The following is a 19,151-nucleotide window of genomic DNA, read 5'->3' on the forward strand; positions in this document are numbered from 1 at the left end:
ACCGAGGTCCCGGTGACCGCGTGTGGCCCCACCGGGCTGCCGGTGTCCACCCGCTACGCGCGCCGGGGCGAGGTGGCGGTCGTGGAACTGGCGGACGTGTCGGGTCTCGGCCGCCTCCCCGGCGGGCGCCGGGACCCGATGCGGGCCACGAGCCGGGGCACCGGTGAGGTCGTCGCGGCGGCCGTCGCGGCGGGGTGCCGCGAGATCGTCCTCGGGGTGGGGGGTAGCGCCTCCACCGACGGGGGCGCCGGGCTCCTTCGCGCTCTCGGGGCGCGACTGCTCGACGCCGAGGGCGCTCAGGTCGCCGACGGCGGTGCGGCGCTCGCGGACGTGGCGACGGTCGAGCTCGGCGGGCTCCGCGCGACGCTGCGCGGAGTCTCGCTGACGCTCGCCTCCGATGTGGACAATCCGCTGACCGGGCCGTACGGGGCTGCCGCCGTGTACGCGCCGCAGAAGGGCGCGACAGCCGCGCAGGTGGCCCGGCTGGACGCCGCGCTCTCCCGCTGGGCCGACGTGGTGGCCGCGGAGACGGGGCGGGACCTGCGGGCCGCGCAGGGAGCGGGCGCGGCAGGAGGGGTGGGGTTCGCCTGCCTCGCTCTGCTCGGCGCGAGCGTGCGGCCGGGCATCGAGCTGGTCCTCGACCTCGCCGGGTTCGCCAGGCACCTCGCGGAGGCGGATCTCGTCGTGACCGGCGAGGGCGCTCTCGACGCGCAGACCCTGCACGGGAAGGCGCCGGTGGGGGTGGCGCGTGCGGCCAGGGCCGCCGGGATTGACGTGGTGGCTGTGTGCGGGGTGAACACGCTGCCCGAGGACTCGCTCAGGGCGGTGGGGATCGGCACGACCTACTCGCTGGCCGACCTCGAACCCGATCTCTCCGTCTGTTTCAGGGAGGGCGGAAGGCTGCTGCGGTCGCTCGGGGAACGCATCGCGGCCGAGCACCTGGCCGGACGGCCGGCGAGAACACGGTGATCGGTGAAGGAAGGACCGGGACACGGGCCCGGCGACGACGGAAGGGACACAGCATGACCGGCCGCGATCTGGTGATCCGCGCCCGCCGGATGGTGAGCGCGGACGGAGAAGGAGCCGTCGCCGTGGTCGTCCACGGCGACGAGATCGTCGGCGTCGAGCCCTTCGACGCCGAGGTGCCCGGCGCGGAGGAGGTGCGGTTGGCCGACGACGAGGTCCTGCTGCCGGGGCTCGTGGACTCCCACGTCCACGTGAACGACCCGGGGCGGGCCGAGTGGGAGGGTTTCCCGAGTGCCACCAGGGCGGCGGTCGCCGGAGGGGTGACGACCCTGGTGGACATGCCGCTCAACAGCATCCCGCCCACCGTTGACGTCCCCGCGTTGGAGGTCAAGCTCGCAGCGGCTGCGGACCGGGTCTACCTGGACGTCGGCTTCTGGGGCGGGGCGGTGCCGGGCAACCTCGCCTGCCTGCGTCCACTGCACGACGCGGGTGTGTTCGGGTTCAAGTGCTTCCTGCTGCACTCGGGGGTGGACGAGTTCGGGCACCTCGACACCGGCCAGGTGGAGGCGGCGATGCGGGAACTCGCCACGTTCGACGGGTTGCTGATCGTCCACGCCGAGGACCACGAGGCCATCGCTGGGGCGCCCGCCTGCTCGGGCACGGACTACCGGGGTTTCCTCGACTCGCGACCGGGGGAGGCGGAGAACCGCGCGGTGCGCACGGTGGTGGAACTGGCCCGGCGCACCGGCTGCCGCGTCCACATCCTGCACGTGTCGAGCGCGGGCGCCGTCCCGATCATCGCGGAGGCGCGGGCAGGCGGGGTGCGGGTCACCGCGGAGACGTGCCCGCACTATCTCGCGCTGGTCGCCGAGGAGATCCCCGACGGGGCGACGGAGTACAAGTGCTGCCCGCCGATCCGCGAGCGCGCGAACCGGGATCGGTTGTGGGAGGCGCTGGGGGAGGGGGTCATCGATCTCGTCGTCAGTGACCACTCGCCGAGCACCCCCGACCTCAAGCACCTCGACACGGGAGACTTCGGTACCGCGTGGGGCGGGATCTCGTCGTTGCAGCTCGGGCTTTCCGTGGTGTGGACGGAGGCGCGGGCGCGCGGGTTCGGCCTCGCCGATGTGGTGCGGTGGATGGCGCAGGCACCCTCGGAGCTGGCGGGACTGCGCCGCAAGGGCCGCATCGCGCCGGGCTACGACGCCGATCTCTGTGTCTTCGCGCCCGAGGAGGAGTTCGTCGTCGCCGCGCGGAACCTGTACCACCGCAACGCCATCACCCCGTACGACGGTCGCAGGCTCAAGGGGGTGGTGCGCCGCACGTGGCTGCGGGGTGCACCGGTCGATCTCGACGCCGCACCGAGGGGTCGCCTGCTGGTCCGCGGCGACGACTGATCCCGCATCCGACAACGATGGGAGAGAACACCGTGAATGGCCGCTACTACACGCCGGAGGGCGGGCTTCCGCCGCAGACCGGTCTCACCACCGACCGTGCCGTGTTCACCGACGCCTACGCGGTGATCCCGCGCGGCACGATGACCGACATCGTGACGAGCTACCTGCCGTTCTGGGAGGGAACCCGGCTGTGGGTGCTCGCGAGGCCCCTGTCCGGTTTCGCGGAGACCTTCTCGCAGTACCTCGTCGAGGTCGCGCCGGGTGGCGGTTCGGATCGTCCCGAGCTGGACGCCGGGGCCGAGGCCGTGCTGTTCGTGGTGGGTGGTGAGCTCGCGCTGACCATCGAGGGCCGGGAGCACGTCCTCGGTGAGGGCGGGTATGCGTTCCTGCCGCCCGGTCTGGTGTGGACGTTGCGCAACCGGGGTGCCGACCCTGCCCGGTTCCACTGGATTCGCAAGGCGTACGAGCGGGTGGACGGTGTCGAGACGCCGCAGTCGTTCGTCACCAACGAGCGGGACGTCGAGCCGGTCGCGATGCCGGGCACGGACGGCGCGTGGGCCACCACCCGGTTCGTCGATCCCGCGGACGTCCGCCACGACATGCACGTCAACATCGTGACGTTCGAGCCGGGCGGCTCCATCCCGTTCCCCGAGACGCACGTGATGGAGCACGGCCTGTACGTGCTGGAGGGCAAGGGCGTCTACCTGCTCAACAAGGACTGGATCGAGGTGCGGGAGGGCGACTTCATGTGGTTGCGCGCGTTCTGCCCGCAAGCCTGTTACGCGGGCGGGCCGGGACGTTTCCGCTACCTGCTCTACAAGGACGTCAACCGCCACGCGACGTTGTGGCGGCCGGGACTGTGACCGGGAAGGAGAACGTGGACATGGCACGGGGATGGCTTCGGCCGGGCGAGGTGGCACCGGATTTCTCGCTGCCGGATCAGAACAGGAAGCGGGTGACCCTCGGCAGCGTGCGCGGCTCCAGGGTGATCCTCTACTTCTACCCCGCGGCGGGCACGCCCGGGTGCACGACCCAGGCGTGCGATTTCCGGGACAACCTGATGTTCCTGCGGGGGGCCGGTTACGTGGTCGTCGGTGTCTCGCCGGACTCGCCAGAGCGGTTGGGGGAGTGGTCGCGGGAGGAGGGCTTGAGCTACCCGCTGCTGGCGGACGAGGACGGGGCGGTTCACCGGCGATACGGAGCGTGGGAGGAGAAGCGCGTGGACGGCGCGACGGTGGTGGGGCCGGTGCGATCGACGTTCGTGCTCGACGAGGAAGGAGTGGTCGAGCACGCCCATTACGACGTCACGGCTCGCGGCCATGTCGCGTGGCTGCGTCAACTCCTCGGTCTCTCCACCACATAACGATGTATAACGCTCTATACGGTCGGGCTTAAGCGGCGTAAGCCATCGGTGCCTGGCCCAAGAGACCCCTTCCGGATACCGTCCATCGCACCGAAGCGAGAGAGCCTGACGGTGGGGGGAGTGCATGGCACTGGAATCGACGTCGTCCGAGGGCCGTCGCCCGGCAGCACGGAAGGTGCCGATCCGGACCGTCGTCCGGGACGTGGTCACCGAGGTCGCCGTCCACGAACTTCCCGTCGTGGACGGACTGTTCCGGTTCGACGATGCCGTCGTGGTGCGGCGGCTCCGGCGCGGCGGGGCGCGCAGAGAACCATTGGGTTTCGGGCTCGGTGACGTGGTGGTGCTGGTGACCCCTGTCGTGTGGCTCGTCCTGGACGAGATCGCCGCCAAGATCGTCGGTGGTGCGGTGGACAGCGTGTCCGGCAGGGTGAGGCGCCTGGCGCGCCGGGTGTTCCGGAAGGGGCGGGCCGCCCTCGTGGAGGTGCCGCCGTTGACTTCGGAGCAGTTGGCCGAGGTGCGCCGGCGGGTGGTGGCCGAGGCCGTTGCGCGAGGGCTCCCGCCGGAGAGGGCGGAGCTGATCGCCGATGCCGTCGTGGCGCGGTTGGTGCTGCCGCCTCCGGGACGGGACACCGACGACAGAGACCACAAAGGCGATAAAGGCGATAAAGGCGACAGAGACGATACGGACGATACGGACGGGACCGGCGGCATCGGCGACACCGGCGGCTGCGGGGTGTAGTCAGCCGCGAGGCGCATACCTGATCACGGCTACCCCGGCGAGGCGGTGGTGGCATGGCCCGCCGTTGTGCCGGGGTCAGGCGGCCCGGACCGCTGCGTGTGCGGCGGCGGTCGTGGTCTGCGGTGTCAGGTCGAGACGGCGCAGGAGTTGGGCGTTGGCCGCGACGACGATGGTGGAGGCCGACATGAGCACAGCGCCGATCTCCATGGGCAGGACGAATCCGATCGAGGCGAGGATTCCGGCGGCGAGTGGGATGGCGGCGATGTTGTATCCGGCCGCCCACCAGAGGTTTTGCTTCATCTTGCGATACCCGGCGCGGGAGAGCTGGATGACTGACAGCACCGAGCGGGGGTCGTCGGAGGCGAGGATGACACCGGCTGAGGCGATGGCGACGTCGGTGCCTGCTCCGATGGCGATGCCCACGTCGGCTTGAGCGAGAGCGGGGGCGTCGTTGACGCCGTCGCCGACCATGGCCACGATCCGGTTCTGGCGTTGGAGTCGCACGACCTTCTCGCTCTTGTGTTCGGGGCGTACTTGGGCGAAGACCTGGTCGATGCCGAGTTCGGCTGCCACGGCTTCGGCGACGGACTGGGCATCGCCGGTGATCATGACGACCTGGATGCCGAGTGCGTGCAGGGCGTCTACGGCCTCGCGGGACTCGGGGCGGATTTCGTCGGCCAGCGCGAGTGCGCCCGCGATGCGGCCGTCGATGAGGACGTGCAGCACGGTGGTGCCTGCCTCGGTCCACGGCAGGGTCGCGGGCAGCGGTTGGTGGCCGTGCTCGGTGAGCAGTGCGGGACCGCCGACGGCGACCGTGTGTCCTTCCACGGTCGCGGTGACGCCGACGGCTGCGGAGGCGCGGAAGTCGGAGGCGGCTGGCACGCGGAGGTGTCGTCGCCGGGCGGCGGTGACGACGGCTCTGGCGAGTGGGTGTTCGCTGTCGGACTCCGCTGCCGCAGCCATGGCGAGCAGGTGGTCGTCGCTGTGGTCGTGCGTGCTGGTGACGTCGGTGAGCACCGGTGTGCCTCTGGTGAGGGTGCCGGTCTTGTCGAACAGCACGGTGTCCACGGTGCGGGTGCGTTCGAGTGCGGCGCGGTCCTTGACGAGTACTCCGGCGAGTGCGGCGCGTTCGGTGGAGATGGAGACCACGAGTGGGATGGCGAGGCCGAGGGCGTGGGGGCAGGCGATGACGAGGACGGTGATCGTGCGGACGACGGCGAAGTCGGGTGTGGCGATCGTGGTCCAGATCGCGATGGTGATGACGGCGGTGAGGACTGCGAACCAGAACAGCCATCCCGCGGCTCTGTCGGCCAGCAGTTGTGCACGGGTGGTCGAGGACTGTGCTTCGGCGACGAGGCGTTGGATGCCTGCGAGTGCGGTGTCGTCGCCGATGGCGCTGACGCGTATGCGCAGGGCGTTGTCGGTGGCGACAGTGCCTGCCACGACATGATCGCCTTCGTGCCGGGTGACCGGCCGGGACTCGCCGGTGATCATCGATTCGTCGAGGGCGGCGGTTCCCTGGGTGATGTCTCCGTCGGCCGGCACGCGGCCTCCGGGGCGGATGATCACGGTGTCGCCGACTTGGAGATCGGCGACGGGAACCGTGCTCACCTGGTTGTCGTGGATCTTCTCGGCTTCGTCGGGGAGGAGTGCCGCGAGGGTGTCCAGTGCGGAGGAGGTTTTCGCGAGTGAGCGCATTTCGAGCCAGTGGCCCAGCAGCATGATGACGACGAGGAGGGCGAGTTCCCACCAGAAGTCGAGTTCGGGGGACAGCAGGCCGGAGGTGGCGCCCCAGGAGGCGAGGAAGGCGACGGTGATCGCCATGCCGATGAGCAGCATCATGCCGGGTTCGCGGGCTTTGATCTCGTTGATCGCTCCGGTGAGGAACGGTCTGCCGCCCCAGAGGTAGATGACGGTGCCGAGGATCGGGGAGATCCACGTCAGTCCGGGCAGGTCCGGCAGTGTGTAGCCGAGCAGGTCCGCGAACATGCCGCTGAGCAGCACGGTCGGCACAGCGAGTGCGAGGTTGAGCCAGAACAGTCGCCGGAAGAGGGCGACGTGGTCGGTGTGGTCGGTGTGGTTCATGTCGGGTCCTTGATCACCCGGCTGTCCTGCGTGGTGGGCCGGGGTCGGTTGGGTGTTCCCGTCGTTCGTGGATTCCCGGGTTGTCCGGCCATGTCCCTCGATGCTTGCAGGCGCTGTGCTGTGCCGCGAGTGGTGCGGGGTTGCGGGGGGTCCTCCCGGAGTCGGTGGGGCACGGCATGGGGCAAGGTGGGCAGGGTGAAACGAAACATGATCGCTTTGGGTGTGGTGGTTCTGCTGCTGCTCACCGGGTGTTCGGTCGCGGGGCCCGAGTCGTCCCGGACGTCGCAGGGCGAATCCGCCTCCACTGCGGGCGGTAGTACGTTGCTCGCGGATTTCGGTCTCGACGGCATGGACGGCAAGCAGATCGTCGATCATCTCGATCGGGTGCCGGTGGCGCGGCGTTCTGCTGATCTGGTGGCCTCCGTTCGCGCCGATCACGTTGTGCTCGCCGATGGGGTGCGGGAGGTCAGGGTGCCGCTCGGTGAGGACCGGTTCTACCTGTCTGTCGCGCCGTATGTCGATCGCACCCACGACTGCGTCTACCACTCGTTGACGACCTGTCGTGGTGAGCTGGCAGGCAAGGAGGTGCGGGTCAGGGCCGTGGACGACGTGACGGGTGAGGTGCTCGTCGAGGAGCGGACCACCACGTTCGACAACGGTTTCGTCGGTTTCTGGCTGCCTCGGGGTGTGAACGGCAGTATCGAGGTCGCCTATGGCGACCTCACCGGCCGAAGTGCTTTCTCCACGACGGAGGACGGTGCGACCTGTTTGACCACGCTTCGGCTCACGGAGGGCTGAGCGCGCCGGATCGACCGTGCTCGGCTGTTCTGGGGGCCCTGTGCGGGTTTCCGCACCGGGGCAGTGGGTTCGTGCGGTTCACGTCGGCGGTTTCGTGGTGGAGGCCGTCGGCGAGAACCGCCTGATCCGGCCGGACGGCGCCGGTGGGTGGGGTGACACGGTCATCCTCGTCACCGGCTGCCGTCCTGACCTTTCCTTCTTCCCGCCACCCTGCGCGGTGTCGCTGGGACGCCCAGGGGTGTGGCGGCTTCTGGCGCGGTGTCAGGCCTTCTCGTCGAGGAGTTCGGCGAGAAGCCCCCGCACGCGGCGGTCGATTTCGTCGCGGATGGGCCGCACCTGCTCGACGGGCTTGCCCGCCGGGTCGTCGAGTGCCCAGTCGAGGTAGCGCTTGCCAGGGAAGATCGGGCAGGTGTCGCCACAGCCCATGGTGATCACCACGTCGGCGGCCCGCACGGCCTCGGTGGTCAGCGGTTTCGGGAACTCCTGTGACAGGTCGAGGCCGAGTTCGGCCATCACCTCCACTACGGCGGGGTTGAGCCGGTCGGCGGGCTGAGAGCCGGCCGAGCGCACTTGGACGCGCCCCTTGGCGTGGTGGTGCAGCAGCGCGGCGGCCATCTGGGAGCGGCCCGCGTTGTGGACGCAGACGAACAACACCTCGGGAATCGGGGTCATGATCACTCCTTGGTCGGGGAGGGGCTCGGGTTGTGTGCTGTCCAGCGTGCGCGCAGGCGGAGGCTGACATAGACGAGCGCGACGAGGATGGGGACTTCGATGAGGGGGCCGACGACCCCGGCGAGGGCCTGTCCGCTCGTGACGCCGAAGGTGGCGATGGCCACGGCGATGGCGAGTTCGAAGTTGTTGCCCGCCGCGGTGAAGGACAGTGTCACCGTCCGTGGGTAGGACAGGCCGATGGCCTTGCCGAAAGCGAACGAACCGGCCCACATCACCGTGAAGTACGCCAGCAGCGGCAGCGCGATCCGCGCGACGTCCAGTGGTCTGCTGGTGATGGCCTCACCTTGGAGCGCGAACAGGATCACGATGGTGAACAGCAGGCCGTAGAGGGCGACGGGGCCGATCTTGGGCAGGAACCTGGACTCGTACCAGTCGCGGCCTTTGGCCCGCTCGCCGAGTTTGCGGGTGAGGTAGCCCGCGACGAGCGGGATGCCGAGGAAGATCAGGACGTTCTTGGCGATCTCCCACGCCGAGGTGTCCAGGCCGGTTTGTGGGAGGCCGAGCCAGCCGGGCAGCACCGAGAGGTAGAACCAGCCGAGCACGGCGAACGCGATCACCTGGAAGATCGAGTTGAGGGCGATGAGCACGGCGGCGGCCTCGCGATCGCCGCAGGCCAGGTCGTTCCAGATCACCACCATCGCGATGCAGCGGGCGAGGCCGACGATGATCAGCCCGGTGCGGAACTCGGGAAGGTCGGGCAGGAAGATCCAGGCCAGCGCGAACATCAACGCTGGGCCCAGTACCCAGTTCAGCACGAGCGACGCCACCATGAGGCGCCTGTCTCCGGTGACGGTGTCGAGGCGGTCGTAGCGGACCTTGGCCAGCACCGGATACATCATCACCAGCAAACCCAGCGCAATGGGCAGGGACACCCCGTCTACCTGGACCGCGTCCAGGGCTGTCCCGAGGCCGGGGATCCAGCGCCCCGCGAGCAGCCCGGTCACCATGGCCGCGCCGATCCACACGGGCAGAAGGCGGTCCAGCGTCGGCATTCGCGCCGCCACGGCGTGTTCGTTCACCTGTGTCATGCCGGCACCCCCGCCACGGGCATCAGTGACTCCGACAGTGACCGCAAGGCTTCGGGTCGCACCCGGTAATAGATCCAGGTTCCGCGGCGCTCGCTTTCGACGAGGCCGGATTCGCGAAGCACCTTGAGGTGGTGCGAGATCGTCGGTGCTGACAGCTCGAACGCGCCTGTGAGGTCGCACACGCATGCCTCGCCGTCGGCGTGGGAGGCGATCAGTGACAGCAGCCGCAACCGCACCGGGTCCCCTAGCGCTTTGAACGCCGAGGCGAGGTCATCGGCTTGCTCTTCGGTGAGCGGTTCGCGTGTCACGCGCGTCGCGCACAGGTCCCCGAGGTCCACCACCGGACCCTGTTGTTTCGACATGGATCTAATTAGATGGCTGTCGAGTTGCTCGGTGCAAGTGTGCGGGCGGGGATGTGTCGAGCGACATGGTGCCTGCGGTCAGGCCGTCGGCTCGTACGGCGAGCCATCCCGCAGCGGTGGTGTGCCGGGCACGAACAGCCGGTACAGGGCTTCCATCGGTGTGAACATCGGCCTTGCGTCGTCTTCGATGCCGTCCTCGTCCTCGTAGTCGAAGATCCTCTCCCACGGTGGCATCACGAACGGCCGGATGCGGGGTCCTGCGGCGGTGGGGGAGTCCGGGTGGTACTGCCAGGAGGTGCCGAAGTGGCGGTTGTGTACCTCGCCGAGGTACCAGGCCGCGACGGGGAGCAGGTCGCCGTCCTCGCCGTCGCGGGCCTCGTCGTATCCGGGGTAGGCGGCGCGAACGAGTGTTTCCAGGCGGTCGAGCGAGTCGAGGCTGAAGTCCCACACTCCTTTGTGGCGCGACGTCCACGCGGGGAAGGCGTTGCTGTGCCGCGTCAGCCACGCTGTGAGCACCGGATTGTCCCGCCGCAACCGGTCCAGCAGACGGAGTTGCTCGAACTCCTCGTCATCGCAGTGCACGCGCCGACTCTAGGCCGTGTTCGCCCCTGGCGGGTGCCGTCGCGGAGAAGATCGGTGTGACGCGACTCCGCCGGCACGTTGTCGTGTCCGGCTCGACTGCGGCGGGAGGGCGACCACCCTTGCCGCCGGTTCGATGATCCGAACGCCGGTCCGGATCGTCCAGCAGGGTGGGGCGGTGTGCTCACCCCGCGGGGCAGGGTGCTGCTGGCGCGTCGAGGTCCACCGTCGTGACCGTTCCGCCGAAACCTTCTTCCCGATGGCGGCGGCACGCCTGCTCGACGTTGGCCGGTTCGATGGCGTAATCCACCGCGAGCACCGTCTTGCCGGCGTCGCGCAGCGCGCGGACGTGGCCGAGGTTCTCGGCGCAGTAGTCCTCCTCGCAGGGGCGGTCGGTGTCGAGGAAGAACAGGTCCTCCATGCCGATGCCGTCGATGGCGGCGGTGTAGCCGTCGGTGAGCCGCAGTTCGGGAGCGTTCTGCGGGAACACGAGAAACTCGGTCCGCCGGCTCTTCGCGTGCTCGCTGACCTTCGTGACGAGGGCGGCCATGGCGCGGCCGAGGTCGTCGCGTGTCCTGCCGGGCACCAGCGCCAGGTCGATCTGCTCGTAGGCGATGAGGGTGTCGAGGTAGACGCCGTCGAAACCGGCGTCCATCGCGCGCTCCAGCCGGGGGAGCACGGTGTCGTCCCACCAGCGGGCGTCCCAGTAGCGCACGAAGTACTCGCCCGGCCACGACGGCACGTCGTTGAGCAGGAGATCGGCCTGCTCGTCGCGGATGCGGTCGAACTCGGGGCGGAAGTCCTCGATCGAGCCGATCTCGAAGTAGGCCAGCACGGTCTTGCCCGAGGCCCGCAGCCGGGTGATCTCGTGGGCGGTGAAGTAGCCGTCCACACCGTCGCGAGCGAGGTCGATCACGGCCACGTCGTGCGGTGCGGCGGTGAGCGCGTCGAGCCCGCCGCCGGGGTAGCCCTGGAGCTGATACGCCATCGACGGTGTCGGCGGAATGCCTGTGCCCGCGTCTGCTGTGCTGTGCGTTCGGTTGAGGGGCGTGGCAGGTGCGGAACCGCACGCGGTGAGGAGCAGAACGACAGCGGCCAGTGCCGCCACTCGGCGGTGGACAGTGGTGAGACGCGGCATCGAGAAACCCCCAGGTTCGGCCGCCGGAATTCTAGCGAGCGAGGCGGAGGGGGGTTCGGAGCACTGAATGGCGCGTGAGCTCGGCATGCGACCCGCGGTCGCATGCCGCTCGTCCGCCGGCGTTGCGGGAGGCCGGGGCCCCGAAGCCACCATCGCCACCGCGGTCACGTCGAGGCCCGGCCTCGGTTCCCTTGTCGAGGCCCGGCCTCGGTTCTCTTGTCGAGGCCCGGCCTCGGTTCCCTGCCGCTGACCTCATCGCCGACCACACCACGATCCCGCCGGGCAGGGAACTTCAGTGGATGCCTAGCTCCAGTCGGGCAGCGGCAGCGGGTCCATGCTCTGGTCGGTCACGGACAGGTCGATGCCGTAGTCCTTGGCGAAGACGGTGTAGGTGTCGGTGAGCACCCCGTCGGTGCCTTCGTCGAGTTTGAACACTCGCGCGCCGCGAAGGCGGTGCTTGTCGGCGCCGCCGAGTCCGTAGGTGCCGAAACCGGTGCCGGGGCCGTAGCCGAGGAGCACACCGTAGTAGTCGCCGACGTAGGTGTTGATGTGGTCGTGTCCGACGAACACGCCCCGCACGTCGCCTCGGTGCTGGATGGCGGAGAACATGCCGGAGTTGAACGGCCCTGGGCATTCGTCCTCGTTGCGCTCACCCACGATCGAGTGCTTGGCCACGGCGCGGGCGTGGTCGGCCTCCGTGCGGCTGTCCACGCTGGCGAACCACATGTAGCGGTGCTCCCACAGGCAGATGTGCTGGAACATCAGGCTCGGCACCGGCGCGCCGTAGCGGCGTTCGAGGGCTTCGGAGGTGTCCAGGTACCAGCGGACCTGGTCGGCGCGCAACCAGTCCCAGGTGGGGTAGCCGGTGAAGTCCTGGCCCGCGATCCGCTCCGGCGCGTACCGTCCGCTGTCCAGCAGCCACACGTTGAACGCGGGTTTGCCGTTCCGGGCGCTGCGGATCAGCAGGTTCGTGTTGCCCGTTCCGGTGATCTCGCGCGCGCCCGCGGGATTGACGTTGTGCGGGTAGCGGCGGAAGAACCGCAGCATGTCGCTCTCATCGACACCGGTGCGGGCGGTGGAGTCCTCGTCGTGGTTGCCGAACGTGGCCGCCCACGGGATCCGGCGGCGCTCCATCGGCTGGATGATGTTGTTCAGCGCCTGATACACCTGCGTGGCGTTGGCGGGGCCGCCGTTGATGTTGTCGCCCACGAGTACGACGAGGTCGGGGCGCTCGCTGTCGAGGACGTGTTCCATCAGCTCGATGGTGCGCCGATCGGTGCGGTGGTCGTCCTGGGTGTCGTTGAACTGCACGATGGTGAAGCCGCCGTCCTGCCGGAACCGCAGGCGGGAGTTGCCCTGTGGCGTGGCTTCGGCGGAGTGCCCTCCGGCGAGCCCGGAACCCAGGGTCAGGGCCAGTGCTCCCACCCCTCCCGCTCTGAGGGCGCCTCGTCGGCCGATCCCGCCGCCCGCTTGTGCTGTCATGTCCGCACTCTCCTCGATTCTCTCGGATTCCGCGGGCTCCGACGATCGTCGATCGGGGTGGTCGTGCCGTGAACGCAGGGCGGCGAGTCGAGGACGAGCCGGTGTCGGCCTTCGGGTGCGGCCAGCCCGACACCGTGGCTGGGTGCGGGTCAGTGCACGGCGTTCCCGCAGGCGGCGGGAACGAGGAGTGCGCGGGTGGGAATCGCGGTCGCCGAAGCGGGGACGCGCAGCAGTGCCTCACCGCCGCGGTGTGGCGGCGGGATGTCCACCGCGACGGTCACCACGCGGGCGGGTGCGCCGTCGTGCACGATCTCGGCCTGCGCCGGCTGTGGGGGTGGGGCGCCGGTCAGGTTGCCGAGGAGTATCGGGTCGTGCGGGGCGGAGGCGGTCACGACCACCCGCCAGTGCCGGTCGATCTCGGTGAGCAGGTCCCTGTGGCCGTTGCGGGCGAGCGCGGTGGTGTGGTGACGCGCGGAGTCGGCGATCGCGCAGCACAGGGGCACGCCCTGGGCGGTGCGGCCGAATCCGGCGTGCGGTAGGAGGGTCAGCGCGTCGTCGAGCAGGCTCACCGCCGTCGCTCTCGCGAGGGGGATGCCGTGCTCGGCGACGGCCGCGAGGATCGGTGCGGCGACGGCGGCCGAGGGCAGGACGGCGGCGCTGTGGCCGTGGATGAGACCGCCGCCGGTGAGCATCGCGGTGGCCGCCCTGACATCGGCGTCCGTTGTCGCCGATGTCAGCAGCCGCAGCCCTTCCTCGGCGTGCTCGGGCCGGTAGAAGCCCGGATGGCCGGGGATCGCCGCCCAGTCGATGCCGTCGAGGTCCACGGCGTGCTCCTGCGGGATCACGTTGTCACCGCTGCGGTTCGGTGGGTGCCTCGGGGGCAGGGCGTGCGGGTCGTTCGCTCAGGACGCGGTCGAGCCGGGTGTTGGCCTGCCGGAGCTGGTCGGTGAGGTCGGCGATGCGGTTCTGCCTGTCCGTGGCGACGGCTTCCGCCGTGGTCGCCCTGGCTTCGGCCAGGCCGCGTGCCGTGCGCTCGGAGGCGAGCTGGTCGCGGGCGGCGTCGAGGTCGGCGCGCAGTGTCGCGGCGTCGTCGCGGGCTGCGGTGAGGTCGGCTCTGGTCTGGTCCAGTGCCGCGCTGAGGGCGTTGTTGTGTGTGGTGGCGGCGGTGAGGCGTTCCGTGGCCGCCGAGTGCGCCGCGGTCAGCTCGTGCAGTTCGACTCGCACGCGGTCGAGGCGGTCGGCGAGGTCGTCGCGTTCGGACCGGGCGGTGTTCAGTGCCTGCCGGGTTCGGTCCAGCTCGGCGGCCAGCGCGTCACGGGCCCTGGTCGCGGCGTCGGCCGCGGATTCGGCGGCTCCCCGTGCGCGTTCGTGCTCGGCGATGGCCGCCCACGCCTGGGTTTTCACCGACTCGGCCTCGGCTCTGGCGTGCTGGGCGGCGAGTTCGGCCTCCTCGCGTGCCGCGTTGTGGTCGCGTGCCTTGGCGAGCGCACGGTCCCTGTCGCGTTCGGCGGCGTCGGCGCGCTGCTGGGCTTCCTCGGCGTCGGCGCGGGCGGTCAGCGCCTGCTCCTCGGCGTGCCGCACCTGCGCCAGTGCGTGGTCTTCGGCGCTGGTGAGCTGCTGTCGCATGTCGGTCAGCGCCGACAGCAGGGGAGCCGACGCGCCCGCGAACGCCTCGGCCGCCGCGCGCAGTTCCACGAGTGGCTCGACCACGGCGGCCGTGCGGGCGGCGCGGCGTTGGCGGGACGCGGTGTCGGCGTGGGGTTTGCAGCAGTAGGACGATGGCCTTCCGCCTTTGCGTCGCCCGTTCTCGTCCACGGCCGGTAGCGGCAACGGGTTGTCACATCCGTCGAGCGCGCACACTCCCCGCGTGCTGTCCTCGCGGGCCGTTCCGGGGTCGGTCTGCTCCGTCAGCTCCTCTGCCACCCGCTCAGTCTCGCCCATAGCGCGGCGGGCTCAGCCCCTGGGCGGGGTGGCGGTGTTTCCGGCGTTGCTGGGAGAGGTGGCGGAGCCGGGAACGACCTTCCTGGAATTGTCGGGCCGGCGCGTTAGCGTGCGGGCCGTGACCGAGGGAGAAAATGCGGGTGCTGTGCTGCACCTGATGCGAGTCCGATACACCGGCTCGGAGGAAGACGCCGCGCCGTTCGTCGCGGCACACGTCGAGTACCTGCGGCACCACCACGGCGAGGGCACGTTCGTGGTGTCGGGGCAGACCGTGCCCTCGCCGGAAGGCGGTGCGATCGTGGCGTGTGGTGTGGACCGGGCCACGGTGGAGGCCATCGCCGCGCGAGACCCGTTCGTCGCCGCCGGTGTGGCGGAGTATTCGATCACCAGTATCGAGGTGGGCCGCGTGCACCCCGCACTCGCGGCGCTGCTCACCTGACGACCGGTGATGTGACGCAGGGACTGGGCCGTCGGCGTCGTGACGCTTGTGCTCTGTCACGCGGCGGGACGCCAATCCCTGACACGGATTTCAGGTCAAGTCCCCGGCGCGGAACACCGGCTGGGCAGACATCGCGTCACATCCCGCCCCGGCCATCCTGTCGATCCACAATGGACTAGGTCGGATCTGTTGACAGGAACGCGCTCTCCGTTGCTTTCACCGTACCGCGAGGTGGGGGACTTGCGGCAAGACCCGGGTCGTGCCGCAGAATCGCCGCTCAAGCCGCAGGTCAGGGGAACCCGCTCGGTGGTTCGGGAAGGAGCTCGACCGCGGCGATCATCTCAGGGAAGAGGGGGAAGTACTGTGATCGATGTCAGTGATGTTGTCGTGGTGGGCGCGGGTCCGACCGGGCTGATGCTGGCCTGCGAGCTGCGGCTGCACGGCATGCGCGTTCTCGTGGTGGACAAGCGGGAACAGCCGGCCCCTTTCGTGCGCGCGCTCGGCCTGCACATCCGCAGTATCGAGATCATGGACCAGCGTGGTTTGCTCGACCGGTTCCTGGCGCACGGGCAGCGGTATCCGGTCGGCGGGTTCTTCGCCGCCATCCCCGCGCCCGCACCCGAGGGGCTGGACACCTCGCACCCCTACGTCCTCGGTATCCCGCAGACGACCACCGACCGTCTGCTGGCCGAGCGCGCCGTCGAACTCGGCGCCGAGATCAGGCGTGGCGTCGAATGCGTGGGGTTCGGTCAGGACGACGACGGGGTGACTGTCGATCTCGCCGATGCCGGGCCCCGTTCGGATGGGCAGTGCACGCGGGTGCGTTGCCGCTACCTCGTCGGGTGCGACGGCGGCCGGAGCACGGTGCGAGACATTCTCGGGGTCGGCTTCCCCGGTGAACCGTCACAGTCGGAGACGTTGCTCGGTGAGATGGAGGTGACCGCTGCGCCGGACACGGTGGCGGCAGTGGTGTCCGAGGTCCGCAGAACCCACTTGAGGTTCGGTGTGTCGCCACTCGGGGGAGGGGTGTACCGCGTCGTGGTGCCTGCCGAGGGAATCGCCACTGACCGCTCCGTGCCGCCCACGCTGGACGAGGTCAGACGGCAGCTACGGGCGTACGCGGGAACCGATTTCGGTGTGCGTTGCCCACGCTGGCTCTCGCGTTTCGGTGACGCCACCCGGATCGCCGAACGTTACCGGGTCGGCCGGGTGCTGCTGGCCGGGGACGCGGCACACATCCATCCTCCCCTCGGCGGGCAGGGCCTCAATCTCGGAGTGCAGGACGCGGTCAATCTCGGCTGGAAACTGGCGGCTGACATCGCGGGATGGGGGCCGGAAGGGCTGGTGGACAGCTACCACAACGAACGGCATCCGGTGGCCGCCGAGGTGCTCGACAACACCCGCGCGCAGACGGAGCTGATGGCCACGGGGCCCGGCCCGAGGGCGATGCGTGCGCTGATGGCGGAACTGCTGACCTTCGACGTGGTGAACCGGCATCTGATCGAGAAGATCACCGCCGTCGGGGTGCGCTACGACCTCGGTGAGGGGCACGCACTGGTCGGCAGGAGGATGCGGGATGTGAGGCTGAGCCGGGGACGGCTCTACGAGCTGATGCGCGGCGGGCGGGGACTGTTGCTCGACCAGACCGGGTTGTTGTCGGTGGAGGGCTGGGCTGACCGGGTCGATCACGTGATCGACACCAGTGAGGAGCTGGACGTGCCCGCCCTGCTGCTGAGACCCGACGGCCACGTGGCGTGGGCCGGGGACGACCAGCGGGAGTTGCTCGTGCCGCTGACGCGGTGGTTCGGGGCGCCCGCGCCCCAGGCGGCCCCGCCGGGGTCACGGCGCTGAACGGCGTTGAACGGCCGCCGCGTCCCGGCGCGCCGTGATCACCTCATTCGGCCACCGGCGCTCGGCGCACCGCTCACCGGCGCAGTGCCTGGCCGATCCGCGCCGCCTGCCGGGTGAGGTGGTGCCGTTCGGCCAAGGTTGGTGCGGCGTCGGCCGCCTCCGCGTACAGCCGTGCCGCGGTCGCGAGATCGCCTGCCTTCTCGTGCAGATACGCCGAGGCCGCGGCACGGCGGGGCAGGCCGGACTCCACGGAGGCCAGAGCGGCGAGCCCGGCCGTGGGGCCGTCCGCCTCACCCACCGCGACGGCCCGGTTGAGCCGCACCACCGGGCTGCCGGTGAGCGTGAGCAGCTCGTCGTACCACTCGACGATCTGCGCCCAGTCGGTTTCCTCCGCCCGTTGCGCGTCGGCGTGCAGCGCGGCGATGGCGGCCTGCGCCTGATATTCGCCGAGCCGGTCGCGCGCCAGCGCGTTCCGCAGGATCGCGATGCCCTCGGCGATGAGCGAGGTGTCCCAGAGGGAGCGGTCCTGTTCGGCCAGGGGGACCAGGGTGCCGTCGCGCAGGGTGCGTGCTCCTCGCCTGGCGTGGTGCAACAGCATCAACGCCAGCAACCCGGCGGTCTCCTCGTCCTCGGTCATCGACGCGAGCTGCCTGGTGAGCCTGATCGCTTCGGCCGCCAGGTCCACGTCGCCGGTGTAGCCCTCGTTGAACACGAGATACAGCACCCGCAGCACGGTCGTGAGGTCGCCGGGTTGATCGAAGCGCGCCGTGGTGACGGTGCGTTTGGCACGGCTGATCCGCTGCGCCATCGTGGCTTCGGGCACGAGGTAGGCGCGGGCGATCTGCCGGGTGGTCAGGCCGCCGACGGCGCGCAGTGTCAGCGCCACCGCGGACGCCGGGGTCAGCGACGGGTGCGCGCACAGGAAGAACAGCCGCAGTGTGTCGTCGGCGACCCCGGCAGGGCCCGGCGGCGGTTCAGCGGAGACCCTGATTTCCCGGTCCCTGCGGGCGGACTCGGCGCGGTGGGCGTCGAGGAACTTCCGCCACGCCACCGTGACCAGCCAGCCCAGCGGGTCGGCGGGTGGTCGATCCGGCCAGGTCAGCACAGCTTGCACGAGTGCCTCCTGCACGGCGTCCTCGGCTGTCGCGAAGTCGGCTCCGCGACGGCAGAGGACGCCGATCACCACGGGAGTCAGCTCCCGCAACAGCAACTCGTCGATCACTGACGCTCCCCGGCCGGACCGGTTCACTCGCTGATCGTCTCCGGCGCTCCGAGGACGGGGCGCAGCTCCAGCCATTCGTGGATCGGCCTGCCACCCGCCCCAGGAGCCGCCGACAATTCGGCGGCCAGTTCGAGCGCGCGGTCATACGTCTCGACGTCGATCATCATCCAGCCCGCGACGAGATCCTTGGTCTCGGCGAAGGGCCCGTCGGTGACCGGCGGCTTGCCCTCCCCGTCGTAGCGGACGAAGGTGCCTTCGGGTGAGAGCGCCCTGCTATCGACGTACTCGCCGGTGCGTTCGAGGCGGGCGGCGAAGTCGTCCATGTACTGGAGGTGGTTCTGGATCTCCTCAGGGGTCCACTGCTCCATCGGGACGTCGTTGACGGCGCTCGGAGCGCCCCGGTAGTGCTTGAGAAGCAGGTACTTCGGCATGGTGATCTCCTTGTCGTGGTGCGGCCACAGGCGCCGCGTTCACATCGGGGACGGAGCCGAAGGGCCCGTTTCGACATCCCTTGCCACCCAGTATTCGCCGGATTCGCCGCGAAGCGGGGTGCCGGGCGCGGTTCAGGAGCCGGTGTAAGCCTGCGCGTACTCGGCGGTGGGTTCGATCGGCTGGATCACGTCCACCAGGACGTCGTCGGGGCCGGCCACGATGAAGTGCCGCTGCCCGAAGTCCTCGTCCCGCAGCGGCAGCACCGGGTCGAGACCGGTGTCGCCGACCAGGCGGGCGTGAACGGCGTCAACGTCGTCCACCTCGACGTTCACGATCACCCCGCGCGGCATCGCGCGGTAACCCTCGGGCACCGTCGCGTGATCGTGGGCCAAGATCGCCAGTTCGAAGGAACCGAGCCGCAGGCTGACGTACCAGTCGCACTCGAACGTCGTCTCGAACCCGAACGCGGTGCGGTAGAACGAGGCCGCGGCGGCGACGTCGCCCGACATGAGGACGGGATAGAAGCTGGTGACAGGCACGGGAATCCCCTTTACGTACGATGTGTATGTAACGTAGCCCAGGATACATACACGATGT

The 19,151-nt window shown here is 69.9% G+C and carries 20 protein-coding genes; 8 read left to right on the plus strand and 12 right to left on the minus strand.

Annotated elements, in window-relative coordinates:
• The 5 genes from SACXIDRAFT_RS20445 to SACXIDRAFT_RS23400 form a co-directional block, all read left to right on the plus strand.
• Window positions 1-969: glycerate kinase (locus SACXIDRAFT_RS20445; protein WP_006240585.1), on the plus strand; the 969-nt coding region annotated here is incomplete at its 5' end.
• 53 nt (window positions 970-1,022) lie between these two features.
• Window positions 1,023-2,363, plus strand: a complete 1,341-nt coding sequence (gene allB / locus SACXIDRAFT_RS20450; protein ID WP_006240586.1) for an allantoinase AllB — start codon at window positions 1,023-1,025, stop codon at window positions 2,361-2,363.
• 32 nt (window positions 2,364-2,395) lie between these two features.
• Window positions 2,396-3,226, plus strand: a complete 831-nt coding sequence (locus SACXIDRAFT_RS20455; RefSeq protein ID WP_006240587.1) for a bifunctional allantoicase/(S)-ureidoglycine aminohydrolase — start codon at window positions 2,396-2,398, stop codon at window positions 3,224-3,226.
• A 20-nt stretch (window positions 3,227-3,246) separates the two neighbouring features.
• Window positions 3,247-3,726 carry a peroxiredoxin gene (locus tag SACXIDRAFT_RS20460; RefSeq protein ID WP_006240588.1) on the plus strand — a complete coding sequence of 160 codons (480 nt, stop codon included), beginning with the start codon at window positions 3,247-3,249 and terminating at the stop codon, window positions 3,724-3,726.
• A gap of 124 nt (window positions 3,727-3,850) precedes the next feature.
• Window positions 3,851-4,465: a hypothetical protein gene (locus SACXIDRAFT_RS23400; protein WP_006240589.1), complete on the plus strand. Its 615-nt coding sequence runs from the start codon at window positions 3,851-3,853 to the stop codon at window positions 4,463-4,465.
• A gap of 75 nt (window positions 4,466-4,540) precedes the next feature.
• Here SACXIDRAFT_RS23400 and SACXIDRAFT_RS20470 read toward each other — a convergent pair whose 3' ends face one another.
• Window positions 4,541-6,550 (minus strand): heavy metal translocating P-type ATPase, encoded by a 2,010-nt coding sequence (locus tag SACXIDRAFT_RS20470; protein ID WP_006240590.1) that lies wholly within the window; start codon window positions 6,548-6,550, stop codon window positions 4,541-4,543.
• 207 nt (window positions 6,551-6,757) lie between these two features.
• On the opposite strand from SACXIDRAFT_RS20470, the gene SACXIDRAFT_RS20475 reads away from it, so the two are divergent.
• The gene (locus SACXIDRAFT_RS20475; RefSeq protein WP_232285353.1) at window positions 6,758-7,348 is read left to right on the plus strand and encodes a CueP family metal-binding protein; all 591 of its coding nucleotides are present in this window, start codon (window positions 6,758-6,760) and stop codon (window positions 7,346-7,348) included.
• 261 nt (window positions 7,349-7,609) lie between these two features.
• Here SACXIDRAFT_RS20475 and SACXIDRAFT_RS20480 read toward each other — a convergent pair whose 3' ends face one another.
• From SACXIDRAFT_RS20480 to SACXIDRAFT_RS20515, 8 genes are all read right to left on the minus strand, one after another.
• Window positions 7,610-8,020 (minus strand): arsenate reductase ArsC, encoded by a 411-nt coding sequence (locus SACXIDRAFT_RS20480; RefSeq protein ID WP_006240592.1) that lies wholly within the window; start codon window positions 8,018-8,020, stop codon window positions 7,610-7,612.
• Window positions 8,021-8,022: 2 nt separating this feature from the next.
• Complete coding sequence (arsB, locus tag SACXIDRAFT_RS20485) at window positions 8,023-9,108, minus strand: ACR3 family arsenite efflux transporter (RefSeq protein WP_006240593.1); 1,086 nt, start codon at window positions 9,106-9,108, stop codon at window positions 8,023-8,025.
• Window positions 9,105-9,470, minus strand: a complete 366-nt coding sequence (locus tag SACXIDRAFT_RS20490) for an ArsR/SmtB family transcription factor (protein WP_006240594.1) — start codon at window positions 9,468-9,470, stop codon at window positions 9,105-9,107. Before SACXIDRAFT_RS20490 ends, arsB begins: the two co-directional genes overlap by 4 nt.
• A 78-nt stretch (window positions 9,471-9,548) precedes the next feature.
• Entirely contained in the window at window positions 9,549-10,052 is a 504-nt protein-coding gene (locus SACXIDRAFT_RS20495; protein ID WP_006240595.1) for a hypothetical protein, read from the minus strand.
• A 181-nt stretch (window positions 10,053-10,233) separates the two neighbouring features.
• Window positions 10,234-11,187: a glycoside hydrolase family 191 protein gene (locus SACXIDRAFT_RS20500; protein ID WP_157599696.1), complete on the minus strand. Its 954-nt coding sequence runs from the start codon at window positions 11,185-11,187 to the stop codon at window positions 10,234-10,236.
• A 303-nt stretch (window positions 11,188-11,490) separates the two neighbouring features.
• Window positions 11,491-12,669 carry a metallophosphoesterase family protein gene (locus SACXIDRAFT_RS20505; protein ID WP_006240597.1) on the minus strand — a complete coding sequence of 393 codons (1,179 nt, stop codon included), beginning with the start codon at window positions 12,667-12,669 and terminating at the stop codon, window positions 11,491-11,493.
• A gap of 149 nt (window positions 12,670-12,818) precedes the next feature.
• A complete protein-coding gene (locus SACXIDRAFT_RS20510; RefSeq protein WP_050986967.1) occupies window positions 12,819-13,514 on the minus strand; it encodes a hypothetical protein in 696 nt (231 codons plus the stop codon).
• Window positions 13,515-13,518: 4 nt separating this feature from the next.
• Window positions 13,519-14,592, minus strand: coding sequence for a coiled-coil domain-containing protein (locus SACXIDRAFT_RS20515; RefSeq protein WP_232285354.1), 1,074 nt, complete (start codon window positions 14,590-14,592; stop codon window positions 13,519-13,521).
• A gap of 136 nt (window positions 14,593-14,728) precedes the next feature.
• On the opposite strand from SACXIDRAFT_RS20515, the gene SACXIDRAFT_RS20520 reads away from it, so the two are divergent.
• Complete coding sequence (locus tag SACXIDRAFT_RS20520) at window positions 14,729-15,049, plus strand: YciI family protein (RefSeq protein ID WP_232285355.1); 321 nt, start codon at window positions 14,729-14,731, stop codon at window positions 15,047-15,049.
• Between the two features lie 363 nt (window positions 15,050-15,412).
• The gene (gene rox / locus SACXIDRAFT_RS20525) at window positions 15,413-16,900 is read left to right on the plus strand and encodes a rifampin monooxygenase (RefSeq protein ID WP_006240601.1); all 1,488 of its coding nucleotides are present in this window, start codon (window positions 15,413-15,415) and stop codon (window positions 16,898-16,900) included.
• 73 nt (window positions 16,901-16,973) lie between these two features.
• On the opposite strand, the gene SACXIDRAFT_RS20530 is transcribed toward rox, so the two are convergent.
• The 3 genes from SACXIDRAFT_RS20530 to SACXIDRAFT_RS20540 form a co-directional block, all read right to left on the minus strand.
• Window positions 16,974-18,119 carry an RNA polymerase sigma factor gene (locus SACXIDRAFT_RS20530; protein WP_040922841.1) on the minus strand — a complete coding sequence of 382 codons (1,146 nt, stop codon included), beginning with the start codon at window positions 18,117-18,119 and terminating at the stop codon, window positions 16,974-16,976.
• Between the two features lie 26 nt (window positions 18,120-18,145).
• A complete protein-coding gene (locus SACXIDRAFT_RS20535) occupies window positions 18,146-18,553 on the minus strand; it encodes a YciI family protein (RefSeq protein ID WP_006240603.1) in 408 nt (135 codons plus the stop codon).
• A 132-nt stretch (window positions 18,554-18,685) separates the two neighbouring features.
• On the minus strand, window positions 18,686-19,093 hold the full coding sequence (locus SACXIDRAFT_RS20540) for a VOC family protein (RefSeq protein WP_006240604.1): 408 nt from the start codon (window positions 19,091-19,093) through the stop codon (window positions 18,686-18,688).
• Window positions 19,094-19,151 lie beyond the last annotated feature (58 nt).

This window comes from Saccharomonospora xinjiangensis XJ-54, assembly GCF_000258175.1.
GTDB lineage: Bacteria > Actinomycetota > Actinomycetes > Mycobacteriales > Pseudonocardiaceae > Saccharomonospora > Saccharomonospora xinjiangensis.

What these genes read in the sequence shown, in the direction of transcription:
- allB (WP_006240586.1), top strand. Translation starts at nt 1,023, where the DNA reads ATGACCGGCCGCGATCTGGTGATCCGCGCCCGCCGGATGGTGAGCGCG.
- SACXIDRAFT_RS20460 (WP_006240588.1), top strand. Translation starts at nt 3,247, where the DNA reads ATGGCACGGGGATGGCTTCGGCCGGGCGAGGTGGCACCGGATTTCTCG.
- SACXIDRAFT_RS23400 (WP_006240589.1), top strand. Translation starts at nt 3,851, where the DNA reads ATGGCACTGGAATCGACGTCGTCCGAGGGCCGTCGCCCGGCAGCACGG.
- SACXIDRAFT_RS20470 (WP_006240590.1), bottom strand. Translation starts at nt 6,550, where the DNA reads ATGAACCACACCGACCACACCGACCACGTCGCCCTCTTCCGGCGACTG.
- SACXIDRAFT_RS20475 (WP_232285353.1), top strand. Translation starts at nt 6,758, where the DNA reads ATGATCGCTTTGGGTGTGGTGGTTCTGCTGCTGCTCACCGGGTGTTCG.
- SACXIDRAFT_RS20480 (WP_006240592.1), bottom strand. Translation starts at nt 8,020, where the DNA reads ATGACCCCGATTCCCGAGGTGTTGTTCGTCTGCGTCCACAACGCGGGC.
- arsB (WP_006240593.1), bottom strand. Translation starts at nt 9,108, where the DNA reads ATGACACAGGTGAACGAACACGCCGTGGCGGCGCGAATGCCGACGCTG.
- SACXIDRAFT_RS20490 (WP_006240594.1), bottom strand. Translation starts at nt 9,470, where the DNA reads ATGTCGAAACAACAGGGTCCGGTGGTGGACCTCGGGGACCTGTGCGCG.
- SACXIDRAFT_RS20500 (WP_157599696.1), bottom strand. Translation starts at nt 11,187, where the DNA reads ATGCCGCGTCTCACCACTGTCCACCGCCGAGTGGCGGCACTGGCCGCT.
- SACXIDRAFT_RS20505 (WP_006240597.1), bottom strand. Translation starts at nt 12,669, where the DNA reads ATGACAGCACAAGCGGGCGGCGGGATCGGCCGACGAGGCGCCCTCAGA.
- SACXIDRAFT_RS20535 (WP_006240603.1), bottom strand. Translation starts at nt 18,553, where the DNA reads ATGCCGAAGTACCTGCTTCTCAAGCACTACCGGGGCGCTCCGAGCGCC.